This window comes from Aquimarina sp. AU119, assembly GCF_900312735.1.
Classification (GTDB): Bacteria; Bacteroidota; Bacteroidia; order Flavobacteriales; family Flavobacteriaceae; genus Aquimarina; species Aquimarina algiphila.
The window spans coordinates 112,836-136,617 of record NZ_OMPF01000021.1; the positions used below are offsets into that span (position 1 = coordinate 112,836).

Consider the following 23,782-nt stretch of genomic DNA (forward strand, 5'->3'; position numbering starts at 1 on the left):
ATGTTTTTTTTGAGAGGTTAAATATACATTAGATTGTGATTGTAAATCCTAAATTTTAGTTAATACAGATTATATCCTAAATTTAACTCGGTATTTTACCCTTTTAAAACTATCATCAATCAATGAAAAAAATAATATTCACTTTCTTTGTCGTAACGACATGTTTAACTTACTCTCAAAACAAATTACAATCTCCGGCAGAATTTTTAGGTTATGAAATTGGCGATCAATTTACACGTCATGCCGAAGTAATTAATTATTTCAACCATGTTGCTGATCATTCTAAAATGGTTACGTATCATACCTATGGAAAAACTAATGAACGCAGACCATTAACATATGCTATCATTTCTTCTGAAGAGAACATTAATAATATTGAGAACATCAGATTAGATAACCTCAGAAATGCAGGAATAGCAGAAGGTACGGCTTCACCCCAAACCGCTATTGTTTGGCTTAGTTATAATGTACACGGAAATGAGGCTTCTAGTACAGAAGCTGCAATGCAAACTATCTATGAACTTATTACCAAAAAGACATCCTGGTTACAAAACACAGTGGTTATTATAGACCCTTGTATTAATCCCGATGGTCGTGATCGATACGCAAACTGGTATAATCAGGTAAAAGCAACACCATATAACGTAGATCAATTGGCTACAGAACATAATGAACCTTGGCCAGGAGGAAGACCTAACCATTATTTATTTGATCTTAATAGGGATTGGGCTTGGGCTACTCAAGTAGAATCGCAACAGCGTTTAAAAGTATACAATACCTGGATGCCTCATGTACATGTAGATTTTCATGAACAAGGTATTAATGAGCCTTACTATTTTGCTCCTGCAGCAGAACCTTTTCACGAAATTATAACACCCTGGCAAAGAGATTTTCAAACACAAATTGGTAAGAATCATGCCAGGTACTTTGATGCAGAAGGCTGGCTGTTCTATACGAGAGAACGCTTTGATTTATTATATCCAAGTTATGGAGATACTTACCCAACTTTTATGGGAGCAATCGGAATGACTTATGAACAAGCGGGTCATGGACGTGCCGGATTAGGTATTCAAACTGATGAAGGCTATGTCTTAACTCTTAAAGACAGAGCTTTACATCATACAACAACCGGGTTATCAACAATCGAAATTGCATCTAAAAATGTAGAAAAATTAACTACTGAGTTTAAGAAATTCTTTGAGAATTCTAATTTAAAATATAAGAGTTATGTTCTAACTGGAAAAGCCGACAAAATTAATGCGCTGACAAATTTATTGGATAAACATGAAATTAAATATGGATTCTCTAATACTGCAAAAATTTCAGGATTTAACTTTAAAGAAAATAAAGCAGGTAGTATTAATGGTAATGGAGCATTAGTAGTAAGCGTAAATCAACCCAAAGGAAAAATGGTAAAGGTGCTCTTTGAACCCGATGCAAAATTAAGCAATCCTCTTACCTATGATATTACCGCCTGGAGTATTCCTCATGCATACGGGTTAGATGCCATTGCGTCAACTTCATTAATTGCTGCTAATGGAAACAAAAAGACTACTACTATAAACAATACCGTATCTTCTTCTGGAGCTGGATATATAAGCAAGTGGAATAGTATTGAGGATGCTTCTTTTATGGCTGATTTATTGCAACATAATATCAGGGTACGTTTTAGTGAAAAAGATTTTACAAATGGTACCGAAAGCTTTAAAAAAGGGAGCTTAATTATTACAAAAAGTGATAATCGTAAAACTAAAAATTATGATCAAATAGTAGTTGACATTGCTAACAAACATTATCGTAAACTCTATACCACTCCTACAAGTTTCTCTGGCAATGGCGTAGATTTTGGATCTCCAGAAGTAAAACTAATTAATAATCAAAAAATTGCAGTATTAAAAGGTGATTATACTTCATCTTTAAGTTATGGAGAAATATGGCATTTCTTTGAACAACAACTAAAATTTCCTATTACTTCCATTGATACCAAATATTTCAAAAGAATCGACCTTAGTAAATATGACGTGCTCATTATGCCAAACGGGTATTATAATGGATATCTCGATAAAACCACGTTGGATAAAATAAAAAAATGGGTGCGTAGCGGTGGAAAAGTAATTGCTATTGCTAACGCGGTAAGTGTTTTTGCTGATAAAGAAGGTTTTGACCTTAAGAAAAATGAAGCAAGTGAAAAAGATAAGGATTCTATAGGCAATCTTATTCCTTATGATCAACGAGAACGTAAAAGTGTCAAAGATTTTATTACAGGAAGTATTTTTAAAACAAAAGTAGATCCATCCCATCCTATGGCTTTTGGATATGACGATACGTATTTTAGTCTAAAACTAGGAAGTAATTCTTATAAATTTCTTAAGGATGGTTATAATATAGCCTACATAGAACAGCCACAAAGTGTATCTGGATTTGCAGGAAAAGATGCCCTAAAAAACCTAAATAACTCTCTTGTCTTTGGAGAGTCTCAAATCGGTAGTGGAAGTATTATCTATATGGTAGATAATCCATTATTTAGATCCTTTTGGGAAAATGGAAAGCTTTTCTTTGTAAACGCTATCTTCTTTGCTAACAATAACAAGTTTAGAATTTAAAAATTGAATAGTCATGATTAACTCACAACTCTCTACAACTTTTAAAACAGTAGCACTATCTGCTATTGTACTTATGACAAGTTGTAATCAAAAGAAAGAACCTGTGGAAACCGAAACAACAAAAGAAACAGAAGAGACCGCAAATGTTTTATTAAAAGAATGGACAGGACCATATGGTGGTACTCCTGCATTTGATAAAATGACAGTTGCCGATATAAAACCGGCTCTTGAAAAAGGAATGGAACTTAATCTCAAAGAAATTGATGAGATTGCTAATAACACTGAAGCTCCTACTTTTGAAAACACAATCATTCCATTAGAAAAATCCGGAGCAGAATTAAGTCGGGTATTTACATATTATGGGATTTTAAGCGGTAATATGTCCTCGCCAGAATTTAGAGAAGTCCAGAAGGAAATGGCTCCTAAATTGTCTGAATTTAATTCTAAAATTTCTCAAAATGAGAAGTTATTTCAACGTGTCAAAGCAGTATATGACAATTCATTAAAAACACCTCTGGAAGCTGATCAGCAAAGAGTGGTACAGTTAACGTACGAAGGCTTTGCTATGAATGGAGCAGAATTAGATGAAGAAAAAAAGAAGCGTTATGCTGCGATCAATAAAGAACTTTCTGGAATATACACTAATTTCTCTAATAATATTTTAGCTGATGAAGAAGGGTATGTAACCTATCTTACAAAAGATCAATTAAGTGGTTTATCAGAACCTTTAATTAATGCATATGCAAAAGCTGCTACAGATAGAGGGCAAGAAGGTAAATATGCTGTAACCAATACCAGATCTTCTATGGATCCTTTCCTTACCTATTCTGATGAGCGTGACTTGCGTGAAAAAGTATGGAAAAATTACTATTCCAGAGGAGACAATGGGGATGATAAGGATAATAATGAAAATATTGCCAAAATTCTGAAATTAAGAAAAGAACGTGTCGCATTACTAGGATATGATAATTATGCAGACTGGAGATTACAAAATCGTATGGCGAAGAATCCGGAAAATGCAATGAAATTAATGAATGCCGTTTGGCCTGCTGCTATAGCCAGAGTAAAAGAAGAAGTAGCCGATATGCAAGCTGTGGCTAATGCAAACAAAGATAATATTACCATAGAACCTTGGGATTATCGTTATTACGCTGAAAAAGTAAGAAAAAAGAAATATGATCTCGATTCTGATGAAGTAAAACAGTACTTACAATTAGATAAATTAAGAGAGGCTATGTTTTTTGTTGCTGGTGAGTTATTTAATTTCAAATTCACACCTGTTGAAGAAGGTAAGGTTCCTGTTTTTCATGAAGATGTAAAAGTATGGGAAGTAAATGATAAAACTTCTGGAGAACATATTGGCTTATGGTATTTGGATCCATTTGCCAGAACCGGAAAAAGATCTGGAGCTTGGGCAAACACGTATAGAAGCCACACCACTTTTGATGGAAAAAAGACTGTACTAGGGTCTAATAATTCTAATTTTGTGAAGCCGGCTCCAGGAGAAGCTGTTTTAGTATCCTGGGATGATGCCACTACTTTTTTCCATGAATTTGGACATGCACTACACTTCTTTTCTTCAGAGGTAAGATACCCAACCCTTAATGGTGGCGTACGTGATTACACAGAGTTTCAGTCTCAATTATTAGAGCGCTGGTTATCTACAGATAAAGTGATTGATAACTACTTAGTACATTATAAAACGGGAGAACCTATGCCAAAAGCATTGGTTGAAAAAATTAAAAAAGCGGCAACTTTTAATCAAGGGTTTGCTACTACAGAATACCTAGCCTCTGCCCTAATGGATATGAAATTTCATTTGGCAGATCCATCAAATATTGATGTTGATGCTTTTGAAAAAGAAACATTAACATCACTAAACATGCCCAAAGAATTGGTGATGCGTCATCGCACACCTCATTTTGGACACGTATTTTCTGGTGAAGGATATGCCACTGCATACTACGGATATATGTGGGCCGATGTACTTACTTCTGATGCTGCAGAAGCTTTTGCAGAAGCACCAGGTGGATTCTATGACAAAGAAGTAGCTGCTAAATTAGTAAAGTATCTTTTTGCACCTCGTAATGCAATGGATCCAGCAGAAGCTTATCAAAAGTTTAGAGGACGTGATGCAAAAATTGAAGCATTAATGAAAGATAGAGGATTTCCTGTTCCGAAATCTTAAATAGAAAATATTCTAAAAAAAAGCGCACTTGCGTTCTTAACAGAATGTAACGTGTGCTTTTTTTGTAATTTAGATTTTTGAATACTTTACACTTATGAATGATAGTATACGTCTCGAACCTGATAAAATCATTAAGACAATCGATTTACTAGAAAAAAGAGTAGCCGATCGATTTCCAAATTCAGGACTCAATACATTATGTCTGCAATTTTTGAATACAACTCAAAAGACCAAACAAAATATCGAATGGATTTCATCTCCTAATATAACACTTAGAGTTTTTTCGTATTTGATTATATTGATTGGTTTAGGAGGTTTAGTTTATAGCATTACCTATATTGATCTAAAACTTGGAAAAACTACACTTGCCAATGTGGTTACGATATCTGAAGCTATTTTTAATGATATCATTTTATTAGGCGCTGCCATCTTCTTTCTGGTCTCTTTAGAGTCGAGGTTAAAAATGAAACGTGCATTAAAATCTCTTAATGAACTTAGAGTCATTGCACATGTAATTGATATGCACCAACTAACAAAAGATCCCAATGTTACTGACCTATCAGAATCTGCAACAGAAAACTCACCAAAACGTTCTTTTACCCCTTTTCAGCTTCAGAGATACCTGGATTATTGCTCAGAAGCAACAGCCTTAGTTGGCAAAGTAGCTGCGTTATATTCACAAAGCCTACCCGATGAAAAAGTCGTTAGAGCAGTTAACGAAATTGAGATTCTAACTACTGGATTAAGCAGAAAAATATGGCAAAAACTCATTATTTTAAACAATTCAAATTCTCATAAAAACAAATAAGAACCATAAAGAATGCCATATAACATTGTTTTAATAGAACCCGAAATCCCTACAAATACTGGTAATATTGGTCGATTAAGCTTGGCCTCGGGATCAAATTTACACTTAGTAAAACCGTTTGGATTTGAGCTAAGTGACAAGAGGGTAAAACGAGCAGGACTAGATTATTGGAAACACCTCTCTCTAAATATATATGAAAATATTGAGGACTTTTTTGCCATTCATAAAAATAAAAAGATGGCGTTTTTCTCTAGTCATGGAGAAGCTGACCATTGGTCTGTAGATTATGAAGATGATATGTTCCTGATATTTGGAAAAGAGTCTGTAGGTCTCCCACAAAATATTACTCAAGCTAATCTTGATAGAACCTATAAAATTCCGATATATAATGACCACATTAGAAGTTTAAACCTTGCAAATGCTGTAAGTATCGTAATATATGAGGCATTAAGACCTTAGTTGACATTACATTATTTCTAAGTAAAAAAATCATCTTAATTTATCAATCATGAAAACAATAAAATTTCTATTTACAATCGTACTCCTTTCAGGAATACTGATCTCTTGTAAAAAAGATCCAGAACCCAAAACACAAGCAATCAAAAACAAGGAATTTAATGTAGATTTTGAGAAGTTTACACTTGACAACGGGTTACAAGTTATTTTTCATAGAGATACATCTGATCCTGTAGTTGCAGTAGCATTAACTGCACATGTTGGTTCTGCTCGTGAAATCGAAGGAAGAACTGGTTTTGCTCACTTATTTGAGCATTTACTTTTTCTGGAATCAGAAAATCTGGGAAAAGGTGGATTAGATAAAATGAGCGCACGTATTGGAGGATCCGGGGCAAATGGTTCTACAAGCAGAGATCGAACTAATTATTACCAAACTGTCCCTAAGGATGCCCTTGAAAAGATGATCTGGGCAGAAGCTGATAAACTAGGGTTCTTCATTAATACTGTTACCGACCCTGTTTTGGCTAAAGAAAAACAAGTAGTTAAGAATGAAAAACGTCAAAGTATCGACAATCGTCCTTATGGACATGTTGATTATATAATTGACAAAAACATGTATCCTGCAGATCATCCATACAGCTGGCAAGTAATAGGATCTCTCGAGGATCTACAGAACGCAACATTACAAGATGTAAAAGATTTTTATAACCGTTGGTATGTTCCTAATAATGTAACACTAACAATTGCAGGAGATTTTGATGCTGATCAGGCAAAAGAATGGGTACATAAATACTTTGATGAGATTAAAAGAGGAAAAGACATTCCAACCCTCGAAAAACGTCCTGCGATCTTGAACGAAACCAAAAAATTATATTATGAAGATAATTTTGCACGACTTCCACAATTAACCATGACATGGCCTACGGTTCCAGTATATCATCCTGACTCTTACCCTCTACAAGTATTAACCAGTTATCTTTCTGAAGGAAAAAAAGCTCCTTTCTATAAAGTATTAGTAGAAGAAAAGCAATTAACTTCTGAGGTTACCATGTATAATGCTGGATCAGAATTAGCTGGGCAGTATGAATTAATTATTCGTGGTTTTGAAAAAACGAACTTAAACGATGTTGATAAAGCAATTAAAACAGCTTTTACTAAATTTGAAACCGAGGGTATTTCTCAACAAGATTTGGATCGTATAAAAGCTGGTCAAGAAACCGCTTTTTATAACAGATTATCCAGTGTACTCGGTAAAGGGTTTCAATTAGCACAGTATGAAATCTTTGCTGGAGATCCTGGCTTTATTAATCAGGATGTGCAAAATATACTGGCAGTAACTATTGATGACATTACTAGAGTATATAACCTGTACATTAAAGACAAGCATTATATTGCCACCAGTTTTGTTCCTATTGGTAAGACCGACTTAATACTTAATAATTCGACACTTGCTGAAGTTGTGGAAGAGAAAATCGTTGAAGGAGCTGAAGAAACTTTTGATGCTAGCATTACTGCAGAATATGAGAAAACACCTTCTTCTTTTGATCTTTCTCTAGAGCCTCCATATGGAGAAAGTCCAGAGGTCAAAATACCTGAATTATGGCAAGAAAATCTTAGTTCAGGACTAGAGGTATACGGAATTCAAAATAGTGAAGTACCACTTGTTCAATTTAGAATGAATATCAGAGGAGGATTATTATTAGAAAAGTCAGACAAAATTGGTGTATCCAACCTCCTAGCACGACTAATGACTAAAGGAACACAAAATAAAACTCCAGAAGAGCTCGAAAATGCGATCGAAAGCCTTGGTGCATTTATTACAATCTCGGGAGGAAATGAAAACATAGTAATACAAGGTAGTACTCTTTCCAAAAATTATGACAAGACCATACGCTTGATAGAAGAAATGATCCTGCAACCCAGATGGGATGTCAAAGAGTTTGGATTACTTCAGCAAAGTGTTATTAGTGAAATTCAACAAGGAAAAGCTAGCCCTAGAAATATTGCAAACAACCAATATGCTAAACTTATTTATGGAGAAGGTCATATTCTTTCTCATGATAATTTAGGCACAGAAGCATCTGTCATGTCTATAACTATTGATGATCTTAAACAATACTATAACCAAAATATTTCACCTAGCATTACTAAGATGCTTATCGTAGGAGATATTACAAGTTCTCAAGTAAAAAACTCGTTAGCAATGCTCAATAATAATTGGCAAACTAAAGAAGTTAGATTTCCAGATATAGACACACCTAAAGCTCCAGAACAGTCCAAAGTATATTTTTATGATGTCCCGGATGCAAAACAATCACAATTACGATTTGGATATCCTGCCCTGGCTGCTACAGATACTGATTATTATCCTGCACAAGTTATGAACTATCGATTAGGAGGTGGGGGTTTTGCCTCTCAGTTGACACAACAATTGCGTGAAGGTAAAGGATACACCTATGGTATACGTTCTAGATTTTCTGGTAGTACTATCCCAGGACCATTTAGAATATCAAGTGGTGTGCGATCCAATGTTACTTATGAATCTGCAGAGTTGATTAAACAGATTCTTAATAATTACGGTAAAAACTATAATCAAGATGATTTAGAAATCACAAAAAGCTCTTTAATAAAAAGCAACGCCAGAGCCTTTGAGACTTTAAACTCTAAATTGAATATGTTACTTAACATTAGTTCTTTTCAATATCCAAAAGATTATGTTACCCAACGAGAATCTATTGTAAATAATATGACTGTAGAAGAAATTAAACAGTTGGCTAATAAATATCTTAATCCTAACAAAATGACATACCTAGTAGTAGGTGATGCCAAAACACAATTAAAGAAATTAGAACAATTAGGTTTTGGCACTCCGATTTTGTTAAACCAAAACAATGATAAGATAAAGGACTAAAGCGACAAAATGTAAACAGATGAAATCACTAGTAATATATTCGACTATTCTGTTTACTATCATGCTATTATTTTGTTCTTGTTCTAAAACCAAGAAACGTAATAACGATCCTCAAAATTTATTATTTGAGGATCATTTGCTTCCCATGGTTCAAGTGATTTCTGAACCTCGTTATTACAATATTTTAGATAGAATGAAGCATTATAATATCCCAGGAGTTAGTATAACCACTATCAAGGATGGGAAAATAGACTTGGTAAAAGGATATGGTTACGCCAGAAAAGAAGATCATATAGTCGTTGATCAAAATACTAGATTTCAAGTGGCTTCGATTAGTAAATCGATCACTGGGCTGACAACAATACAACTAAGAGATCAGTGCATATTAGACCTTGACGAAGATATTCGCACTTATCTAAAATCCTGGGAGCTACCAGAAAATGATTTTACCAGTAAAGCTTCAATAACACTGAGAATGTTACTCAATCATACTGCCGGAGTTTCAAATTTTAATGCCAGTGGGTATACTACAACAGAAAGACTTCCCAGTTTAGACGAGACTCTTAATGGTATTGGAAACAATCCCGGATTTTCTATGGATACCATACCAGGAACAGTATATAATTATTCTAATCCTGGATATTCAATTGTTCAAAAGGTATTAGAAGATATTACAGGTAGCCCTTTTGCTGATTTGGCAAAAGAAAATGTACTAGAACCTCTAGGAATGATTCATAGTACTTTTGAGACCATTTTACCAAATAAGAACAATATCGAATACTCCTATTCCTACACTACAAAAGGAAAAGTGAGGAAAGGCTATTGGCATAATACGCCGAGAAAGACTTCTGCAGGATTATGGACCACCCCTTCTGATTTAGCAAAAATGTGTATAGCACTTCAAAAATCATTAACTACAGAAGAAGGGAATATTTCAAGAGGTTCTGCAAATGAATTGATGGAAGGCGATAAATATGGTCTGGGGCTTGACCTAAGAGGAAAAGATGATTATTTTAGTTTTTCGCATAGCGGAAGAATTGCTGGTTTTTTTAGTTATATGGTGATGTACCCATATACTGGCGATGGCATTATTATGACCACCAACTCTGATAATGGAGAGGATTTATTTCGAGAAATTCTAAGAGGCTTATGTGAACTTAATTCCTGGGATATTATACTTCCAAAAAAGATTAAAATAATAAAAATTCCTTCAGATACAAAAAACAAATATTTAGGTACTTACATCGGTAATAAGAACCATGAAATCATAACTGTTGAAATTAAAAAAGATGGTGATCACCTGATCATGAGTGATCTTAGCAATACTACAACTTATCCTCTTCGAGCATTATCCAATACCAAATTTATTGATATTACCTATGGTAAATATGTAGAATTTATAAAGGAAGAAAAAGAAAACTTTTCGGTTGTTTGGGATGACGAATATAAGTTTACAAAAAAATAGTACATTACTCTATCAATCATAAAAGAGTTGATTAAAGTAATCTGATGTCAATATAAAAATGGAAAGTAATCTTATCCATATTCTAAAAAAATGGGATGGTATTCATACCGATTACTTAATAGCCTGTTATGACCATAACCATCATGATATTTCATTTTTTGAATCCTTAGTAAACATTACATATAATAACACAGCACTTCAAACTGCTACTACCTGGCTTATTAAGCATCATTACGATCATAAAAAAGAGCTCCCACAACATTTGATAAATGAACTACTAGGCAATAGTACTCAGTTAAAAAATTGGGAATCCAAATTACATATACTACAATTACTCCCAAAAGTTCTCATTAGTACTTCCGTTATTAATACTTTGGATCTGTTTGTAAGAGCATGTATTATTAGTGAAAAAAAGTTTGTCCGAGCTTGGGGGTATCAAGGGTTTTATGAAGTAACAAAACATATCCCTGAATATAAACAAGAGCTTAGAGTACTCTGTCAAAATGCTATACAAACTGAAAGTGCTTCCATCAAATCCAAAGTGAGAAAAATTTTAATGCATTTGGATAAAAATGAATGTCAATAAAATTAACATCACTACCACAAGAGAAACCACTTAAAATCGACCACATTTTTTAACTTCTAATTAACATGGCTCCTTTTCCCAGTTTCAAAAAACGAAACTGGCATACGCTATCCTTGTAGATTATTAATCTATAACAATATATAATTATGTCAAAAGAAAATTATGACACAAAGTTAAGTTTACTAGAAAGCTTACCACAAAAAGATGTAAAGGCACCAACAACTCCTGTTGATACTACCCTGCAAGAAGCAGAAAACTTATTTGTATGGGCACAAGAGGATAAGATGATTCTTGAGAGTAAAGGGTTGGATTGGGAAACATATACAGAGGATCTACCAGTTCGTGTAGGAGCATGTCGATATGCGCAAGCGGTTTGGATGAAAGAACGCTACAGTCAAGAAGAAGCTTTAAAAACATGGAGAGAAGAATCTCCTAAAGCTTATGAATTTAGAAACGATTTATTAGCTGATTTACGATTTGCCTTCAGAAAGCGTTCTGATTTATTAGCCCGTGTACGTGCTATTGCGGATGGAGAAGGCGATGCTGATATGATACAGGATCTAATGGATATCAGTGTTTTTGGGTAAGGCGAATATACCAGAACTGGAAAAAGTAAAATACGATCTTAGAAACTTTGATATTGCAGGACAAAAATCTGATCACCTTGCAGAACTACTGGCAAAGGCCAACGGAGCTACTTTAGACAATTCTAAAGCCAAAGATGTACGAGATAGAGCTTTTACACATCTAAAAGAAGCTTTGGATGAAATCAGAGATACCGGCAAATATGCCTTTAGAAAAGATCCCGAACGTTACAAAGGATATATAAGTAGATACAAACGTAGATAAGGCTACCTCTTACTATGACTGACCCGCGCATCGGGTTAGGGGGTCCCAGCGCGCCGCTGAAGCCTTTCCTTGGTGCGCGGGTTGGTTTTACCTCTGCGCTGGAGGTAGCCATTATACCGCTGATCGATACACCTAGTGCGCTGAGTAGGCACCCGTATGCGCTGATGAGTAGAGGTATGCCGATGGTCGATAAAAAATTGTGCTGAAAGGAATATTGATACCGCATTAGTATTTCTGTAGTACTGCACTCCTAAACCAATACATATTACTTATGGTTTTTAACTATTAATTAACACTGTCATTTCACCCAGTCCCGAAAAATGAAACTGGCTTTCATTAATCTTGCACTAGGAAAACAAATTGCATCATTTTAACATTCTATATGGCCTTTGATTTGGTGCAAGAAAAATGAAAATAATTACAAAATCACTTTTATGAAAAACATTTTTTTATTTAAACTCATTATTATTCATCTTCTATTATTTCAGTTTTCTTGGAGTCAAGACGATGGTGAAGACCAACCTGACATCCCTTTTATCTTACCGCAAGTAGCTCCACTTTCTCCAGAAGCCTTTGCTTTTCAAAGATACGGAGATGTTAAGGTAAATATGTTTGTTGGAAAACCTAACATTAATGTTCCTATTTATAATATACAGGGTAAAGAAATGAACATTCCTATAAATTTAACTTATGATGCAGGAGGCATAAAAGTAGAACAATTAGCTACTTGGGTTGGTTTGGGTTGGAATCTTAATGCAGGTGGTATAGTTACCAGAGTAGTAAATGGTCGTCCCGATGGCAGCGGAAGTTTAAATATTGAAAATATTCGTAGTGAATTAAATCAAATTCAAAGTCACCCAAGTATGCATGGAGTATATGATACAAGAGAAGCTCTTAATGTAAGAAGAAATATAATATCAAGTTATGAAAAAGATAGAATCGACCTTGAAGCGGATGTTTTTAAGTTTAGTGTCAATGGGTTTTCTGGAACTGTAGGAATAGATTATGACACAACATTAAGTAATGGGAAATATAGGGTGTTTTGTTTAGATAAACCTGATGTAGAGGTTACTTATTCTGGTTCAAAAACCAATATTAACTCGTGGAAAATAGTTGATAAAAATGGAGTGCAATATTTTTTTAATGCGAAAGAGGAAACTAGACACTCTGTATCATCATTTACCAATGAATACACTGATGGATATACTTCTGCATGGTACTTAACTAAAATAATTTCGCAAAATAAACAAGATACTTTCGATTTCATTTATTCTTTGGGTAAATATTGGGATAATGACAGATATCTAATTCCCAATCAAACAAAAAGTATAATCCCAGTATATAACGATTTTGGTGCTCAAATTAATACCCAGGTTACTACTACAACAATAAATAGTAATCATTATTCAATAAAACAATTTGAATTAGCTTCAATTAAACATAATAACAAAACAATTATTACAACATCATCTATAGATGATAGGGTTGATGTAAAGGGAAAAAAAAGGCTATCAAGAATTACTATACATACGAACCCTAAAAAGATAAAAGTTAATTTTGAACAGTCTTATTTTACTACAACAAATTATCTAGAACATATAAATACTCCTTTTCATCAAAATCATGTACGCTTAAAACTAGATGCTATTAAATTTTATGATGATAATCTATCTGTTGTCGATAAACAATTTAAGTTTGAATATGAAGATCCAAATAACCTACCATCTACAATATCAAACTCTCAGGATCTTCTTGGATATAATAATGGTAAAGGAAATAGCCATTTGGTACCAAAAATAAATTCGACAAGTTTCCCTATATCATATAATGGAGCCAGGAGAGAATCCGTTTTATCATATACTCAAAAAGGTATTTTAAAAAGATTACACTACCCAACAGGAGGTCATACAGATTTTTTCTATGAATTGAATCAAAGATCTCAATCATCAGTAGAAGAACATCGCTACAGTCTGGATGGAAATACAATTGTCGGAAACCCTAATCTCGATTTCTATTGTAATGAAGATGGGAATCAAGATGAAGATGATGAATATGAGTATGACAATGATGAAATGCCAAATAAAATTAACAGAAGATTTGTTACCGGATCTATTACTGATAGTGAAAAAATATCAGTTAGGTTTTATGTAACCAAAAATGGTCAAGCTACCACTAGTATAGTACCTTTTAGTTTTTATTGTATTTACAAAAACACATCTCCTTTAACATTTTGTGAAATACAAAACAAAATTAGCGCTGGTGATCAAAGTAATTTGATTAGGTATGGTTATAATATTACAGGGACAAGTACTTTTAATCTAAATCTGGATACAGAGAGTACCTATCATGTTTTATTAATGAACAATCAAAAAGGAATAAATCTCTCTTTGAATTTTGATATCCCTATAGAACTTCCGCCTATAAATATAGGAGGACTAAGAGTGCAAAAAATAATTTCATATACTCAAAATGATTCTCCAGCTATTATTAAAAAATATAAATATGATGATCCTATATTTCAACCAGTGGTTTTCTTTGACAGTTACCTTCAAACACAATTTATAAATGGGGAATTTCGAGATGATCAAATATATAATATCTATTCCAGAAATAGATCTACCATAATAGATTATGAATGTTCATACTCGAATGTAAGTGAAATTACTGCTAGTAGATTAAACGAAGAAGAAGCCTTAATAGGAGTTACAGAATATGAGTTTTATAACCCTCAACAGCTAGTTTGGGACGGAGCACAAAATGCAATTCAACCCAATGTCCTTAGTGGAGAAATTAAAGAAATCCGTAAGTACGATAAAAATAAAGAGCTTCAGGAGCGTACTATAAATATATACAAAGAGGATGTTATAGAAAGAATTATTAGCTTAAATGGGGTGTTTTTTAATAAAGAAGAAACTAAGGTTAATGTATGTGTAGCCAATGTTACCAATTCCAACGGGGGACATTTTGAAAGAGTAGAATATGGTTGCCCACCACCGTTTTCGAATATAGCTAAACATCAATCTTCAAAAAACTTTTATAACACCCAGCAATACTCATTGTTTAGAGTCCATAAAAAGTTAGAAAGTAGTCGTGTAGAAAAGCTTTATCCGGACAATGATGAGGATGAATTAGTGACTAAAGTGAATTATTACTATGACAATTCAGACCATTATCAAGTAACTCGTAATGAAGTTAGAAACAGCAATCGTAAAACGTTAAAAACAAAATATTACTATCCACACGATCTAGGGATGACTAATCTTATAAATCAACATAAAATTGCAATACCAATAAAAAGCGAAAAGTTTATTATTACCAATGATCAAGAAGAAAAATTGACTACTTCTAATATTACTTTCAAAAATTGGGGTAACGATTTGATTCTTCCTCAATTTATACAATCCTCAAAAAATACACAAGCATTAGAAAAACGTATTATTTTTTATGATTATGATGAAATGGCCAATCCTTTAGAGATTTCTAAGGCAAATGGATCTCGAATAAGCTACATATGGGGCTATAATAAAATGTATCCTATCGCAAAAATAGAAAACGCCACCTACTTACAGATTGCATCTGCTCTTAATATTTCTATTGATGAATTGAAAAACTATAACGAATCTAATCTAGCTTCTATTAATTCACTTCGTAATAGTCCTTCGATGGAAAATGCCTTTATAAGTACATATACCTATATACCTTATATAGGAGTTACCAGTATGACAGATTCTCGAGGATATACCATGTTTTATGAGTATGATGAATTTAATCGATTAGAATTTGTAAAAGACAATGACGATAATCTAATATCAGAAAATAAGTATAACTACAAAAAATAATCAAGATCATGATAACAATAGCTAAATATATCGCTGTTGCCTTACTTTTTGTAGGTATTACAGTACAAGCACAAATTCCTTCTACCATAGTAAAAGAAGGAAATTATACCATTATGGGATCAGAAGATCTTACTGCTTCACAAAGTATAACATTAAAGCCTAATACATCGATTAAAACAGGTAGCAATTTCTCTGCTTCAATAAAATCAAATTATATCTCAAGCAATTTAAATAGTAATGAGAATTATATTTTTACTAGAGTATACCAAATACAAGCAGAGTCTCCTAACGTTATACAGAGCAATAAGGATGTAATAGAAAGCGTCACCTACTTTGATGGATTAGGAAGACCAAAACAACAAATCGAAATTATAGCTTCACCAAATCAAAAAGATATCATCACCCATATCGAATATGATAATTATGGCAGGCAAAACAAACAATATCTACCTTTTGAACGTCAAACAGGAGTATCAGGAGAATATATAAGCATAAATATTAATACTGATATTAATGCATATTATAAAAATACTTATCCAAATGATTTCACGGGAATAGAGGCAAATCATATTAATTTTAATGCCTATTCAGAATCTGTATTTGAAGCTTCTCCTTTAAATCGAGTAACAGAACAAGGTGCCCCGGGAAGAGCATGGAAAGCTAACTACAACAATGATGCCGATCATACCATCAAATTTGACTGGAGTAATAATCAGTATAATGAAGTTGTTTATTTTGATATAAGCTTTATTGGTAATAATACTCAATCGCCAACCTTAATAAAAAATGGATATTATAAAGGTGGCGAACTTTATGTTACAATCACCAAAGATGAAAACTGGAGACCTAATCAAAGGTACATCAATGACCATACGATCAAAAAATATACAGATAAACAAGATCGAATAATTTTAAAAAGAGTTTATAACAACAACATAGCGCATGATACGTACTACGTTTATGATGATTTTGGAAATCTGACCTATGTAATCCCCCCAAAGGTAACCACCAATGATGGAGTAAATACCACTGAGCTTGCTGAACTGTGTTATCAATACAAATACGATTATAGAAATAGATTGATTGAGAAGAAAATTCCTGGAAAAGAATGGGAGTACATAGTATATAATAAACTTGATCAACCTATACTTACACAAGATGCTTTATTAAAACAAGAGAACCTATGGCTCTTTACCAAGTATGATGTTTTGGGTAGAGTAGCTTACACAGGAAAGATTGCTGATAACAGAGAAAGAAAAGTGATACAAGAAGAAGCAAATGCATATGCAGAGAATTTGTGGGTAGAAAGATCAAACGAAGCTAGTATTGGGAGTGTAACTATGTATTATAATGATGGAGGGTATCCTAAAACAACTACGGCAGAAGTGTTAACTATTAACTATTATGATGATTACGGGTTCTTAGCAAATGAAGATCATATATTTAATAATCCAATAACAGTATATGGTCAGGCAGTTAGCAATAAAACAAAATCTTTAGCAACAGGTTCTAAAGTAAAAGTTTTAGGGACCTCTAATTGGACGACCTCTGTAACTTATCATGATAAGAAAGCTAGACCTATCTATATAGCTATTGTTAACGAATACTTAAACACCAAGGATATTATAGAAACTAAGTTAGATTTTGTGGGGAAAATTGAAGAAACCACTACCCGACATATTAAGGGTAGTAATCCTGCTATAGTAACAGTAGATAAATTCACTTATGATCATATAGGTAGAGCTCTAAAACAAACTCAAAAGATCAATACCCAGAATACAGAGCAGATTGTAAATAACGAGTATGACAAGCTAGGACTACTCATCAAAAAGAATGTTGGAGGCACTGCGAACAGCAGTGAAGTAATCTCACCATTGCAGAATGTTAACTACACCTACAACATTCGAGGTTGGCTTATAGGAATAAATGATGTAAATACTCTAGGAAACGATTTGTTTGCCTTTAGGATTAATTATGATAGGCCAACAGAGGATTATTATGACCCAGAAGAAGACGATTATGATCTGGGAGCAACTCCATTATACAATGGTAATATAAGTGAAACCATTTGGAAAACAGCTAATGACAATACCAAACGAGCCTATGGATATGGATACGATGCTTTAAACCGCATATTAAATGCAGCGAGTATTCACAACCAATACAGCTTAAGCAATGTGACCTATGATAAGATGGGAAATGTTTTATCACTTACTCGTAACGGTTGGCAAAACACATCTAGTTATATAAATCTTGATGCACTTGGGTATACCTATAATAATGGTAATAAATTATTAAGTGTTATAGATACAGGAAATACCAACTTTGGATTTAAAGATGGTACCAATACCAATGATGATTTTACTTATGATGATAATGGTAATATGATCACTGATCAAAATAAAGGCATCACAGGTATTACCTATAACCATTTAAATCTACCCAAAACAGTTTCTATAAGTAATAGCGTAGGAACAGGAAATATTACTTATATTTACGACGCTACTGGAGCAAAATTAAAGAAAATAGCTCCAAGTGGAAGTTCTTTAATAGAAACGGAGTATGCTGGAAATTACATCTATAAAAATGGTAATCTAGAGTTCTTTAACCATCCAGAAGGGTATGCTGAACCTAACAACTCTAACGGGTTTGATTATGTATATCAGTTTAAAGATCACTTAGGAAATATTAGATTATCGTATAAAGATGTAAGTACCACATCAACACCACAACTTGAAATACAAGAAGAGAAAAACTACTACCCCTTCGGTATGACCCATTCTGGATATAATACTACTGTTAGAGGGAGAGAACATAACTATGGGTACAATGGAAAAGAAGAACAGGATGAACTTGGAGAATGGTTAGATTTTGGTGCAAGGAATTATGACGCTTCGTTAGGACGTTGGATGAATATTGATCCACTTGCCGATCAGATGAGAAGACACTCTCCGTATAACTATGCTTTTGATAGCCCATTAATGTTTATAGATCCTAATGGTATGGCGGCTTATTGGGTTCCAGATCAAGACGGTAATCTTATAGCTGAAAAAGGTGATAATGCTGCAACTTTAGCTACACATCTAAATATATCTGAGAATGATGCTAGTGATTTAATTGATAACCAGAAATTAGAAAGAGAAAACTATGTTGAAACTGATGCTGCTGTAGTTGAAGGACAGACGTTAAGTGTGGATAATAATATGACAAGGTCAATCGAAAGATCTAATGGCCCAACAAGGGAGCAAATTAATGATCCTAACAATGAAATCAATCCAGATAGAGTAAATGATTTATATAATTGCGGAGGCTCTTGTTTAGCAGGTGCTCAAGGAAAAGAGATTACTCCTGAGACTGCTGGTACTCAGGTATTTTATAATCCTTTAGCTAGAGGAACTGCTCGAGATTCTTTTGAACAAGTAGATTCTTTAGATGATGCAGAATTTGGAACAACTGTAATTGACTTTGGCGGGAAACATTCTGTGTTATATTATGGAAAAAGTAAAAATGGCACTGTATATGTTTACTCTAAAGATGGAATTAACACTAAACCAGAAGTATTAAAATTAAGCGAAGTAAATCAAAGATATAATGCAGATAATAAAATACAACCGACTTATCATAACTATAATCCTAATAGGTAATTTAATTAGTAGCTGTTCAAAAACGGTTAGTAATAATTATAAGTTAAAAGAAATCAACTTTCTATCTGAAACTAAAGTAATTTCGGTAAAAAAATATTCTTTTTATATTGAAAAAGGAGGGCTGTATTTATTGATAGAGAATGATAAAAAAAGAAATGAAATTTTAAGAAATTTAGATATTGATAAAATATCATTTATAACTAAGGATACAACTTATTCCGCTTTACCGTATGATGTTTTAGCTAATGAATTACCAAAATCAACTTTTTCTTTTACTTTAAAACATAACTCCAAGAAAATGCATTATTATAAAGGAGAAAAGGAAGAATTAATATTAATTGGTTTGGAAAAACAACTTGGTTTATTAAAATAAAAAATAGATTTAAAAAAATATAAGCCACTCGGCAATGAGTTGTTTCTTATGAGTATGCTTTTTTACCTTTATGATATCCAATTGCCATATCGATAATGTCCCATGCTGCCGCTAGAGTGATCGCTACCACTAGAATTTTTCTAGTGGCGTCAATGGGTAAGCGGTAAGAGTAATAAATAAATGATACTAAGTCCACAGCAGAAATGTTGTGGATTTTTTCATTTTGTAAGGCAAAATGAAAAAACTTAGATGTTTAAAACGTTATTTGTGTTATGGCAACCAGAAAAGATAATGGCAGAGTATATTTTACCAACAATTATCAATCTTAAATAGCTATATTTAGATTGAGAAAAAATCAATAGCCTAGTTTGCTTAATCAATTTTATGCCTTCGTCCATTAAAACTTATGAGTTTGTAGATCGATCAAATGATCAAATGACTTTTGATATTAAGAAAACAGAAGGTATGTATGAGGCAAACAAAGGCAAACTAGATGAACCTCATCGTCATCATTTCTATACTATACTCTTTATAAAAAAAGCTAAAGGAAAACATATCATAGATTTTACAACCTATGACCTGGAGAATCACCAGGTATTTTTTATAAGTCCCGGACAAGTTCATCAGGTCATCGAAGAACATAAATCTTATGGTTGGGTAATTACATTCTCCAGGCAATTTCTAACCGAAAATAATATTGACTATCATTTTATTGAAGATATTAATCTTTTTACAGATTATGGAAAATCACCACCTTTACCTTTAAATTCTGAACAGGTAGACCTATTAAATATGTACTGTGATCAAATCTATAGTACTCTACGCTCTCATACAAAATTTAAATATCATGCTTTGGGAGCATTACTTAAATTATTCCTCATATCCTGTAATAATATTTGTGATCTGGATCAAAAAAACATCCAACAGATTCATGCTGGATCCACAATATTAAAGGATTACAAGACCTTAGTTGAAAATCATTTTTCAGAATGGCATTTGGTTCATCAATATGCAGAAGCATTACACGTCACACCTGATCATCTTAATCGAACTGTAAAATCTTTGATCGGTAGAACAGCAAAAGAATATCTCCAATCACGTATCACAATTGCCGCAAAGCGCATGTTATTCTTTTCTGATCATACTACTAAAGAAATTGCATATGCACTTGGGTTCTCTGAGCCATCCAATTTTAGTAATTTTTTCAAAAAATGTACAGGAATCTCACCTTCTCAATTTAAAAAGTAATCCAATATCGGATTTTGATATGACTACCTCGTATTCTTATATTCTTTTTAGACTTAAAAAATATCAATTTTGTAGTGTAATAAAGAAATACCATATAAAAGAAAGGATATAAAATGAAAACTATTGTGCATAAAGCAGATACCAGAGGAAAAGCAGATCACGGATGGTTACACTCTAATCACTCTTTTAGTTTTGCCAACTATTATAACCCCGAAAGAATGAATTTTGGTGCTTTAAGGGTATTAAATGATGATGTAGTGTCGGCGGGAATGGGATTTGGTAAACATCCACATGATAATATGGAAATTATCTCTATTCCATTAGAAGGAGATCTAGAACATAAAGATAGTATGGGCAATACTACGGTTATAAAACAAGGTGATATACAAATAATGAGTGCCGGTACCGGAATTTTTCATAGTGAGTACAATAAAAATAATGATGCTCCCGTAAAATTTCTACAAATCTGGATAATTCCTAATCAAAAAAATGTAGTACCGCGTTATGATCAAATTACTTTGCAAGAAAGTGAATTAAAAAACCAATTATTACAAGTCCTCTCTCCTAACTCTGAAGATTCTGGAGTTTGGATTCATCAGAATGCCTGGTTTCACATAGGAAAGTTCGAAAAAGGAAATTCTATATCCTATGAATTAAAGAATCCTAATAATGGAGTATACGCATTCATACTTGAAGGAGATATGAATATAGAAGGACAAAGCCTAAACAAAAGAGATGGATTTGGTGTCTGGGATACTACTAAAATTAATGTTATCGCAGATAGTGAATCCAAAATATTACTAATGGAAGTACCAATGTCAATTTAAAATCATTAATAATGGAATTAATACAAAACCTAAAATGGCGATATGCCACCAAAAAATTTGATCCAACACAGAAAATTTCTGAAACTGATCTCGAAAAAATCAAGGAAGCGATTTCGTTATCTGCCTCATCTTATGGGTTACAACCGTATACTGTTTTAATTATAGAAAATCCAGAATTACGCAAACAACTACAACCTGTATCTTGGGGACAATCCCAAATAGTCGATGCATCATACTTGGTTGTTTTTTGTAATCATACTAAAGTAGGGGCAGAAACCATTGATAGTTATTTAAAATTAAAAGCAGATACCCAAAACCTTAACATTGAAGATCTAGAAGGATATGGAGACTTTATGAAGTCAAAAATTGGAGAATTAAATGATGATGCCATTAAGAACTGGACAGCAAGACAAACATATATAGGTTTGGGTAATTTGTTAGCCGCCTGTGCAGAGCTAAAAATAGATGCATGTCCTATGGAAGGTTTTGAACCCGACGAATATGATACCATTTTGGGATTATCAGAAAAAGGTTTGTCTGCATCAGTAATTGCTACAATTGGATATCGATCTGATGAGGATATAACTAAAGATAGTAAAAAAGTACGCAAACCTATTTCAGAATTATTTCAGGTATTATAAAATATCAAAGTAAAGTAAGGAGGTCTATATGTGAAAAATTTAGACCTCTTTATATTACAAACCCTATTTCTTATTTAAACCTATTTTAAAACATCTAAATTACAAGTCTTTTTTAGGCACAATTTTAATTGCTAATTCTAAAAAAAAGTGCAATTATTACGTTTTAAAACTCTAAAAATTATCAGATCATTTTTTTATCATTCAAATCTCTAAGAAGGTTATCGTATTTACTTATAAAAATTAAAGAAAAACACGAAAATCATATTTTTTAATGAATTATTCATAAAAATACTATAAAAATCACTTCTAATATTACCATATTGTTAACATAATGCTTTTTTTAACCAATAATTAAGATGGTTATTTTTCAATAAAATGATTCAAAATTTGAAGAATAATCACCTTCTTCCTTTAGAGTATTGAATAATTCAAAACGTTCGCCTTAATTCAATTAAAAATACTTCAATTCACTTTTTTCGCCCTCCTTTTTTCGCAGGAAATTCATTAGCGAAACTTTAAGATTTTGTGTTGTTTTTTTAAATACATTTGCCGCCGATTTAAACGAACAAAATAAAAAGAACAAAATAAAATTTTAAATAATGATCAAAAAATTACCATTTCTACTAGCTGTTGTTGTAATCTTATTTTCATGTGAAGCAGAATCATTTGATTCATCAATCCCAACTCAGGAAAATAATACAGAAGAAGTACCTCCAGGAGATTCAAATCCAGAAATTACTAATCCTAATGATGGAACTATTAAAGAATAATTTGCCACAAATTTACCTAACAAAATAAAATTTATAATGATGATCAAAAAATCACTATTTCTACTTGCTATTGTTACTACTTTATTTTCATGTGAAGCAGAATCGTTTGATGAAAGCATTGCAACTATAGAAAACACTCCACAGGAAACTCCTGATGTTGAACCAGGAAAAATTATTGACACTTATATTGAAAATGATGGTGGCTTAAACAACTAAACTTTTTGTTTTACCACAAATTTGCCCAACAAAATAAAATTTATAACGATGATCAAAAAATCATTATTTCTACTTTCAGTTATTACTATCTTATGTTCTTGCGAAGCAGAATCATTTGAAGAAAGTATTGCTACCACAGAAAACACTCCACAGGAAACCCCTGATGTTGAGCCTGGAAAAATTATTGACACCTATGTTGAAAGCGACCACGGTCTAAATAATTAAGACAAAAAGAGATCAATATTTCTCTTTTTTAAAAAATAGTTCTCTTAACAATTTAGAGTTAGCCAAAAACATAAAAAAAGAGCCTGCTATTTAAAGAAAAGAAGCCCAAATGGGCTTCTTTTTGTATTAGAAT

General features: G+C 32.8%; 19 protein-coding genes. 18 read left to right on the forward strand and 1 reads right to left on the reverse strand.

Annotated features, from left to right (window positions below; genetic code table 11):
* Window positions 1–122 precede the first annotated feature (122 nt).
* The 12 genes from DK442_RS17180 to DK442_RS17235 all read left to right on the forward strand — a co-directional run bounded on the left by DK442_RS17180 (window position 123) and on the right by DK442_RS17235 (window position 19,722).
* Window positions 123–2,603: a M14 family metallopeptidase gene (locus tag DK442_RS17180; RefSeq protein WP_109437132.1), complete on the forward strand. Its 2,481-nt coding sequence runs from the start codon at window positions 123–125 to the stop codon at window positions 2,601–2,603.
* Window positions 2,604–2,616: 13 nt separating this feature from the next.
* Window positions 2,617–4,791, forward strand: coding sequence for a M3 family metallopeptidase (locus DK442_RS17185; RefSeq protein WP_109437133.1), 2,175 nt, complete (start codon window positions 2,617–2,619; stop codon window positions 4,789–4,791).
* Window positions 4,792–4,885: 94 nt separating this feature from the next.
* Complete coding sequence (locus DK442_RS17190) at window positions 4,886–5,599, forward strand: hypothetical protein (RefSeq protein WP_109437134.1); 714 nt, start codon at window positions 4,886–4,888, stop codon at window positions 5,597–5,599.
* A gap of 12 nt (window positions 5,600–5,611) precedes the next feature.
* Window positions 5,612–6,058 carry a tRNA (cytidine(34)-2'-O)-methyltransferase gene (locus DK442_RS17195; RefSeq protein ID WP_109437135.1) on the forward strand — a complete coding sequence of 149 codons (447 nt, stop codon included), beginning with the start codon at window positions 5,612–5,614 and terminating at the stop codon, window positions 6,056–6,058.
* Window positions 6,059–6,107: 49 nt separating this feature from the next.
* On the forward strand, window positions 6,108–8,966 hold the full coding sequence (locus tag DK442_RS17200; RefSeq protein ID WP_109437136.1) for a pitrilysin family protein: 2,859 nt from the start codon (window positions 6,108–6,110) through the stop codon (window positions 8,964–8,966).
* A gap of 19 nt (window positions 8,967–8,985) precedes the next feature.
* Window positions 8,986–10,431 (forward strand): serine hydrolase, encoded by a 1,446-nt coding sequence (locus DK442_RS17205; protein ID WP_109437137.1) that lies wholly within the window; start codon window positions 8,986–8,988, stop codon window positions 10,429–10,431.
* A gap of 58 nt (window positions 10,432–10,489) precedes the next feature.
* Entirely contained in the window at window positions 10,490–11,017 is a 528-nt protein-coding gene (locus tag DK442_RS17210; protein ID WP_109437138.1) for a hypothetical protein, read from the forward strand.
* Between the two features lie 146 nt (window positions 11,018–11,163).
* Window positions 11,164–11,604, forward strand: coding sequence for a hypothetical protein (locus DK442_RS17215; protein WP_109437139.1), 441 nt, complete (start codon window positions 11,164–11,166; stop codon window positions 11,602–11,604).
* The gene (locus tag DK442_RS17220) at window positions 11,597–11,866 is read left to right on the forward strand and encodes a hypothetical protein (RefSeq protein WP_109437140.1); all 270 of its coding nucleotides are present in this window, start codon (window positions 11,597–11,599) and stop codon (window positions 11,864–11,866) included. The genes DK442_RS17215 and DK442_RS17220 overlap by 8 nt, the downstream gene beginning before the upstream one ends.
* A gap of 434 nt (window positions 11,867–12,300) precedes the next feature.
* Window positions 12,301–15,705 (forward strand): hypothetical protein, encoded by a 3,405-nt coding sequence (locus DK442_RS17225; RefSeq protein ID WP_109437141.1) that lies wholly within the window; start codon window positions 12,301–12,303, stop codon window positions 15,703–15,705.
* Window positions 15,706–15,713: 8 nt separating this feature from the next.
* On the forward strand, window positions 15,714–19,349 hold the full coding sequence (locus DK442_RS17230) for a DUF6443 domain-containing protein (protein ID WP_109437142.1): 3,636 nt from the start codon (window positions 15,714–15,716) through the stop codon (window positions 19,347–19,349).
* Window positions 19,297–19,722 (forward strand): hypothetical protein, encoded by a 426-nt coding sequence (locus tag DK442_RS17235; RefSeq protein WP_109437143.1) that lies wholly within the window; start codon window positions 19,297–19,299, stop codon window positions 19,720–19,722. The genes DK442_RS17230 and DK442_RS17235 overlap by 53 nt, the downstream gene beginning before the upstream one ends.
* Before the next feature lie 46 nt (window positions 19,723–19,768).
* On the opposite strand, the gene DK442_RS28260 is transcribed toward DK442_RS17235, so the two are convergent.
* Window positions 19,769–19,918, reverse strand: a complete 150-nt coding sequence (locus DK442_RS28260) for a hypothetical protein (protein ID WP_160114233.1) — start codon at window positions 19,916–19,918, stop codon at window positions 19,769–19,771.
* Between the two features lie 188 nt (window positions 19,919–20,106).
* On the opposite strand from DK442_RS28260, the gene DK442_RS17240 reads away from it, so the two are divergent.
* The 6 genes from DK442_RS17240 (at window position 20,107) to DK442_RS28270 (ending at window position 23,649) form a co-directional block, all read left to right on the forward strand.
* Window positions 20,107–20,970, forward strand: coding sequence for a helix-turn-helix transcriptional regulator (locus tag DK442_RS17240; RefSeq protein WP_109437144.1), 864 nt, complete (start codon window positions 20,107–20,109; stop codon window positions 20,968–20,970).
* A 113-nt stretch (window positions 20,971–21,083) separates the two neighbouring features.
* The gene (locus DK442_RS17245) at window positions 21,084–21,797 is read left to right on the forward strand and encodes a pirin family protein (protein WP_109437145.1); all 714 of its coding nucleotides are present in this window, start codon (window positions 21,084–21,086) and stop codon (window positions 21,795–21,797) included.
* A gap of 11 nt (window positions 21,798–21,808) precedes the next feature.
* Entirely contained in the window at window positions 21,809–22,438 is a 630-nt protein-coding gene (locus tag DK442_RS17250) for an NAD(P)H-dependent oxidoreductase (protein ID WP_109437146.1), read from the forward strand.
* A gap of 599 nt (window positions 22,439–23,037) precedes the next feature.
* The gene (locus DK442_RS28265) at window positions 23,038–23,208 is read left to right on the forward strand and encodes a hypothetical protein (RefSeq protein WP_160114234.1); all 171 of its coding nucleotides are present in this window, start codon (window positions 23,038–23,040) and stop codon (window positions 23,206–23,208) included.
* Between the two features lie 36 nt (window positions 23,209–23,244).
* Window positions 23,245–23,424: a hypothetical protein gene (locus tag DK442_RS17255; protein ID WP_109437147.1), complete on the forward strand. Its 180-nt coding sequence runs from the start codon at window positions 23,245–23,247 to the stop codon at window positions 23,422–23,424.
* 48 nt (window positions 23,425–23,472) lie between these two features.
* Window positions 23,473–23,649 (forward strand): hypothetical protein, encoded by a 177-nt coding sequence (locus tag DK442_RS28270; RefSeq protein WP_160114235.1) that lies wholly within the window; start codon window positions 23,473–23,475, stop codon window positions 23,647–23,649.
* Window positions 23,650–23,782: the final 133 nt, after the last annotated feature.

Bases quoted from the DNA above. Each gene is read 5' to 3' on its own strand.
- DK442_RS17180 (WP_109437132.1), top strand. From the start codon at position 123: ATGAAAAAAATAATATTCACTTTCTTTGTCGTAACGACATGTTTAACT.
- DK442_RS17185 (WP_109437133.1), top strand. From the start codon at position 2,617: ATGATTAACTCACAACTCTCTACAACTTTTAAAACAGTAGCACTATCT.
- DK442_RS17190 (WP_109437134.1), top strand. From the start codon at position 4,886: ATGAATGATAGTATACGTCTCGAACCTGATAAAATCATTAAGACAATC.
- DK442_RS17195 (WP_109437135.1), top strand. From the start codon at position 5,612: ATGCCATATAACATTGTTTTAATAGAACCCGAAATCCCTACAAATACT.
- DK442_RS17200 (WP_109437136.1), top strand. From the start codon at position 6,108: ATGAAAACAATAAAATTTCTATTTACAATCGTACTCCTTTCAGGAATA.
- DK442_RS17205 (WP_109437137.1), top strand. From the start codon at position 8,986: ATGAAATCACTAGTAATATATTCGACTATTCTGTTTACTATCATGCTA.
- DK442_RS17210 (WP_109437138.1), top strand. From the start codon at position 10,490: ATGGAAAGTAATCTTATCCATATTCTAAAAAAATGGGATGGTATTCAT.
- DK442_RS17215 (WP_109437139.1), top strand. From the start codon at position 11,164: ATGTCAAAAGAAAATTATGACACAAAGTTAAGTTTACTAGAAAGCTTA.
- DK442_RS17225 (WP_109437141.1), top strand. From the start codon at position 12,301: ATGAAAAACATTTTTTTATTTAAACTCATTATTATTCATCTTCTATTA.
- DK442_RS17230 (WP_109437142.1), top strand. From the start codon at position 15,714: ATGATAACAATAGCTAAATATATCGCTGTTGCCTTACTTTTTGTAGGT.
- DK442_RS17235 (WP_109437143.1), top strand. From the start codon at position 19,297: ATGCAGATAATAAAATACAACCGACTTATCATAACTATAATCCTAATA.
- DK442_RS17240 (WP_109437144.1), top strand. From the start codon at position 20,107: ATGCCTTCGTCCATTAAAACTTATGAGTTTGTAGATCGATCAAATGAT.
- DK442_RS17245 (WP_109437145.1), top strand. From the start codon at position 21,084: ATGAAAACTATTGTGCATAAAGCAGATACCAGAGGAAAAGCAGATCAC.
- DK442_RS17250 (WP_109437146.1), top strand. From the start codon at position 21,809: ATGGAATTAATACAAAACCTAAAATGGCGATATGCCACCAAAAAATTT.
- DK442_RS28265 (WP_160114234.1), top strand. From the start codon at position 23,038: ATGATCAAAAAATTACCATTTCTACTAGCTGTTGTTGTAATCTTATTT.
- DK442_RS17255 (WP_109437147.1), top strand. From the start codon at position 23,245: ATGATGATCAAAAAATCACTATTTCTACTTGCTATTGTTACTACTTTA.
- DK442_RS28270 (WP_160114235.1), top strand. From the start codon at position 23,473: ATGATCAAAAAATCATTATTTCTACTTTCAGTTATTACTATCTTATGT.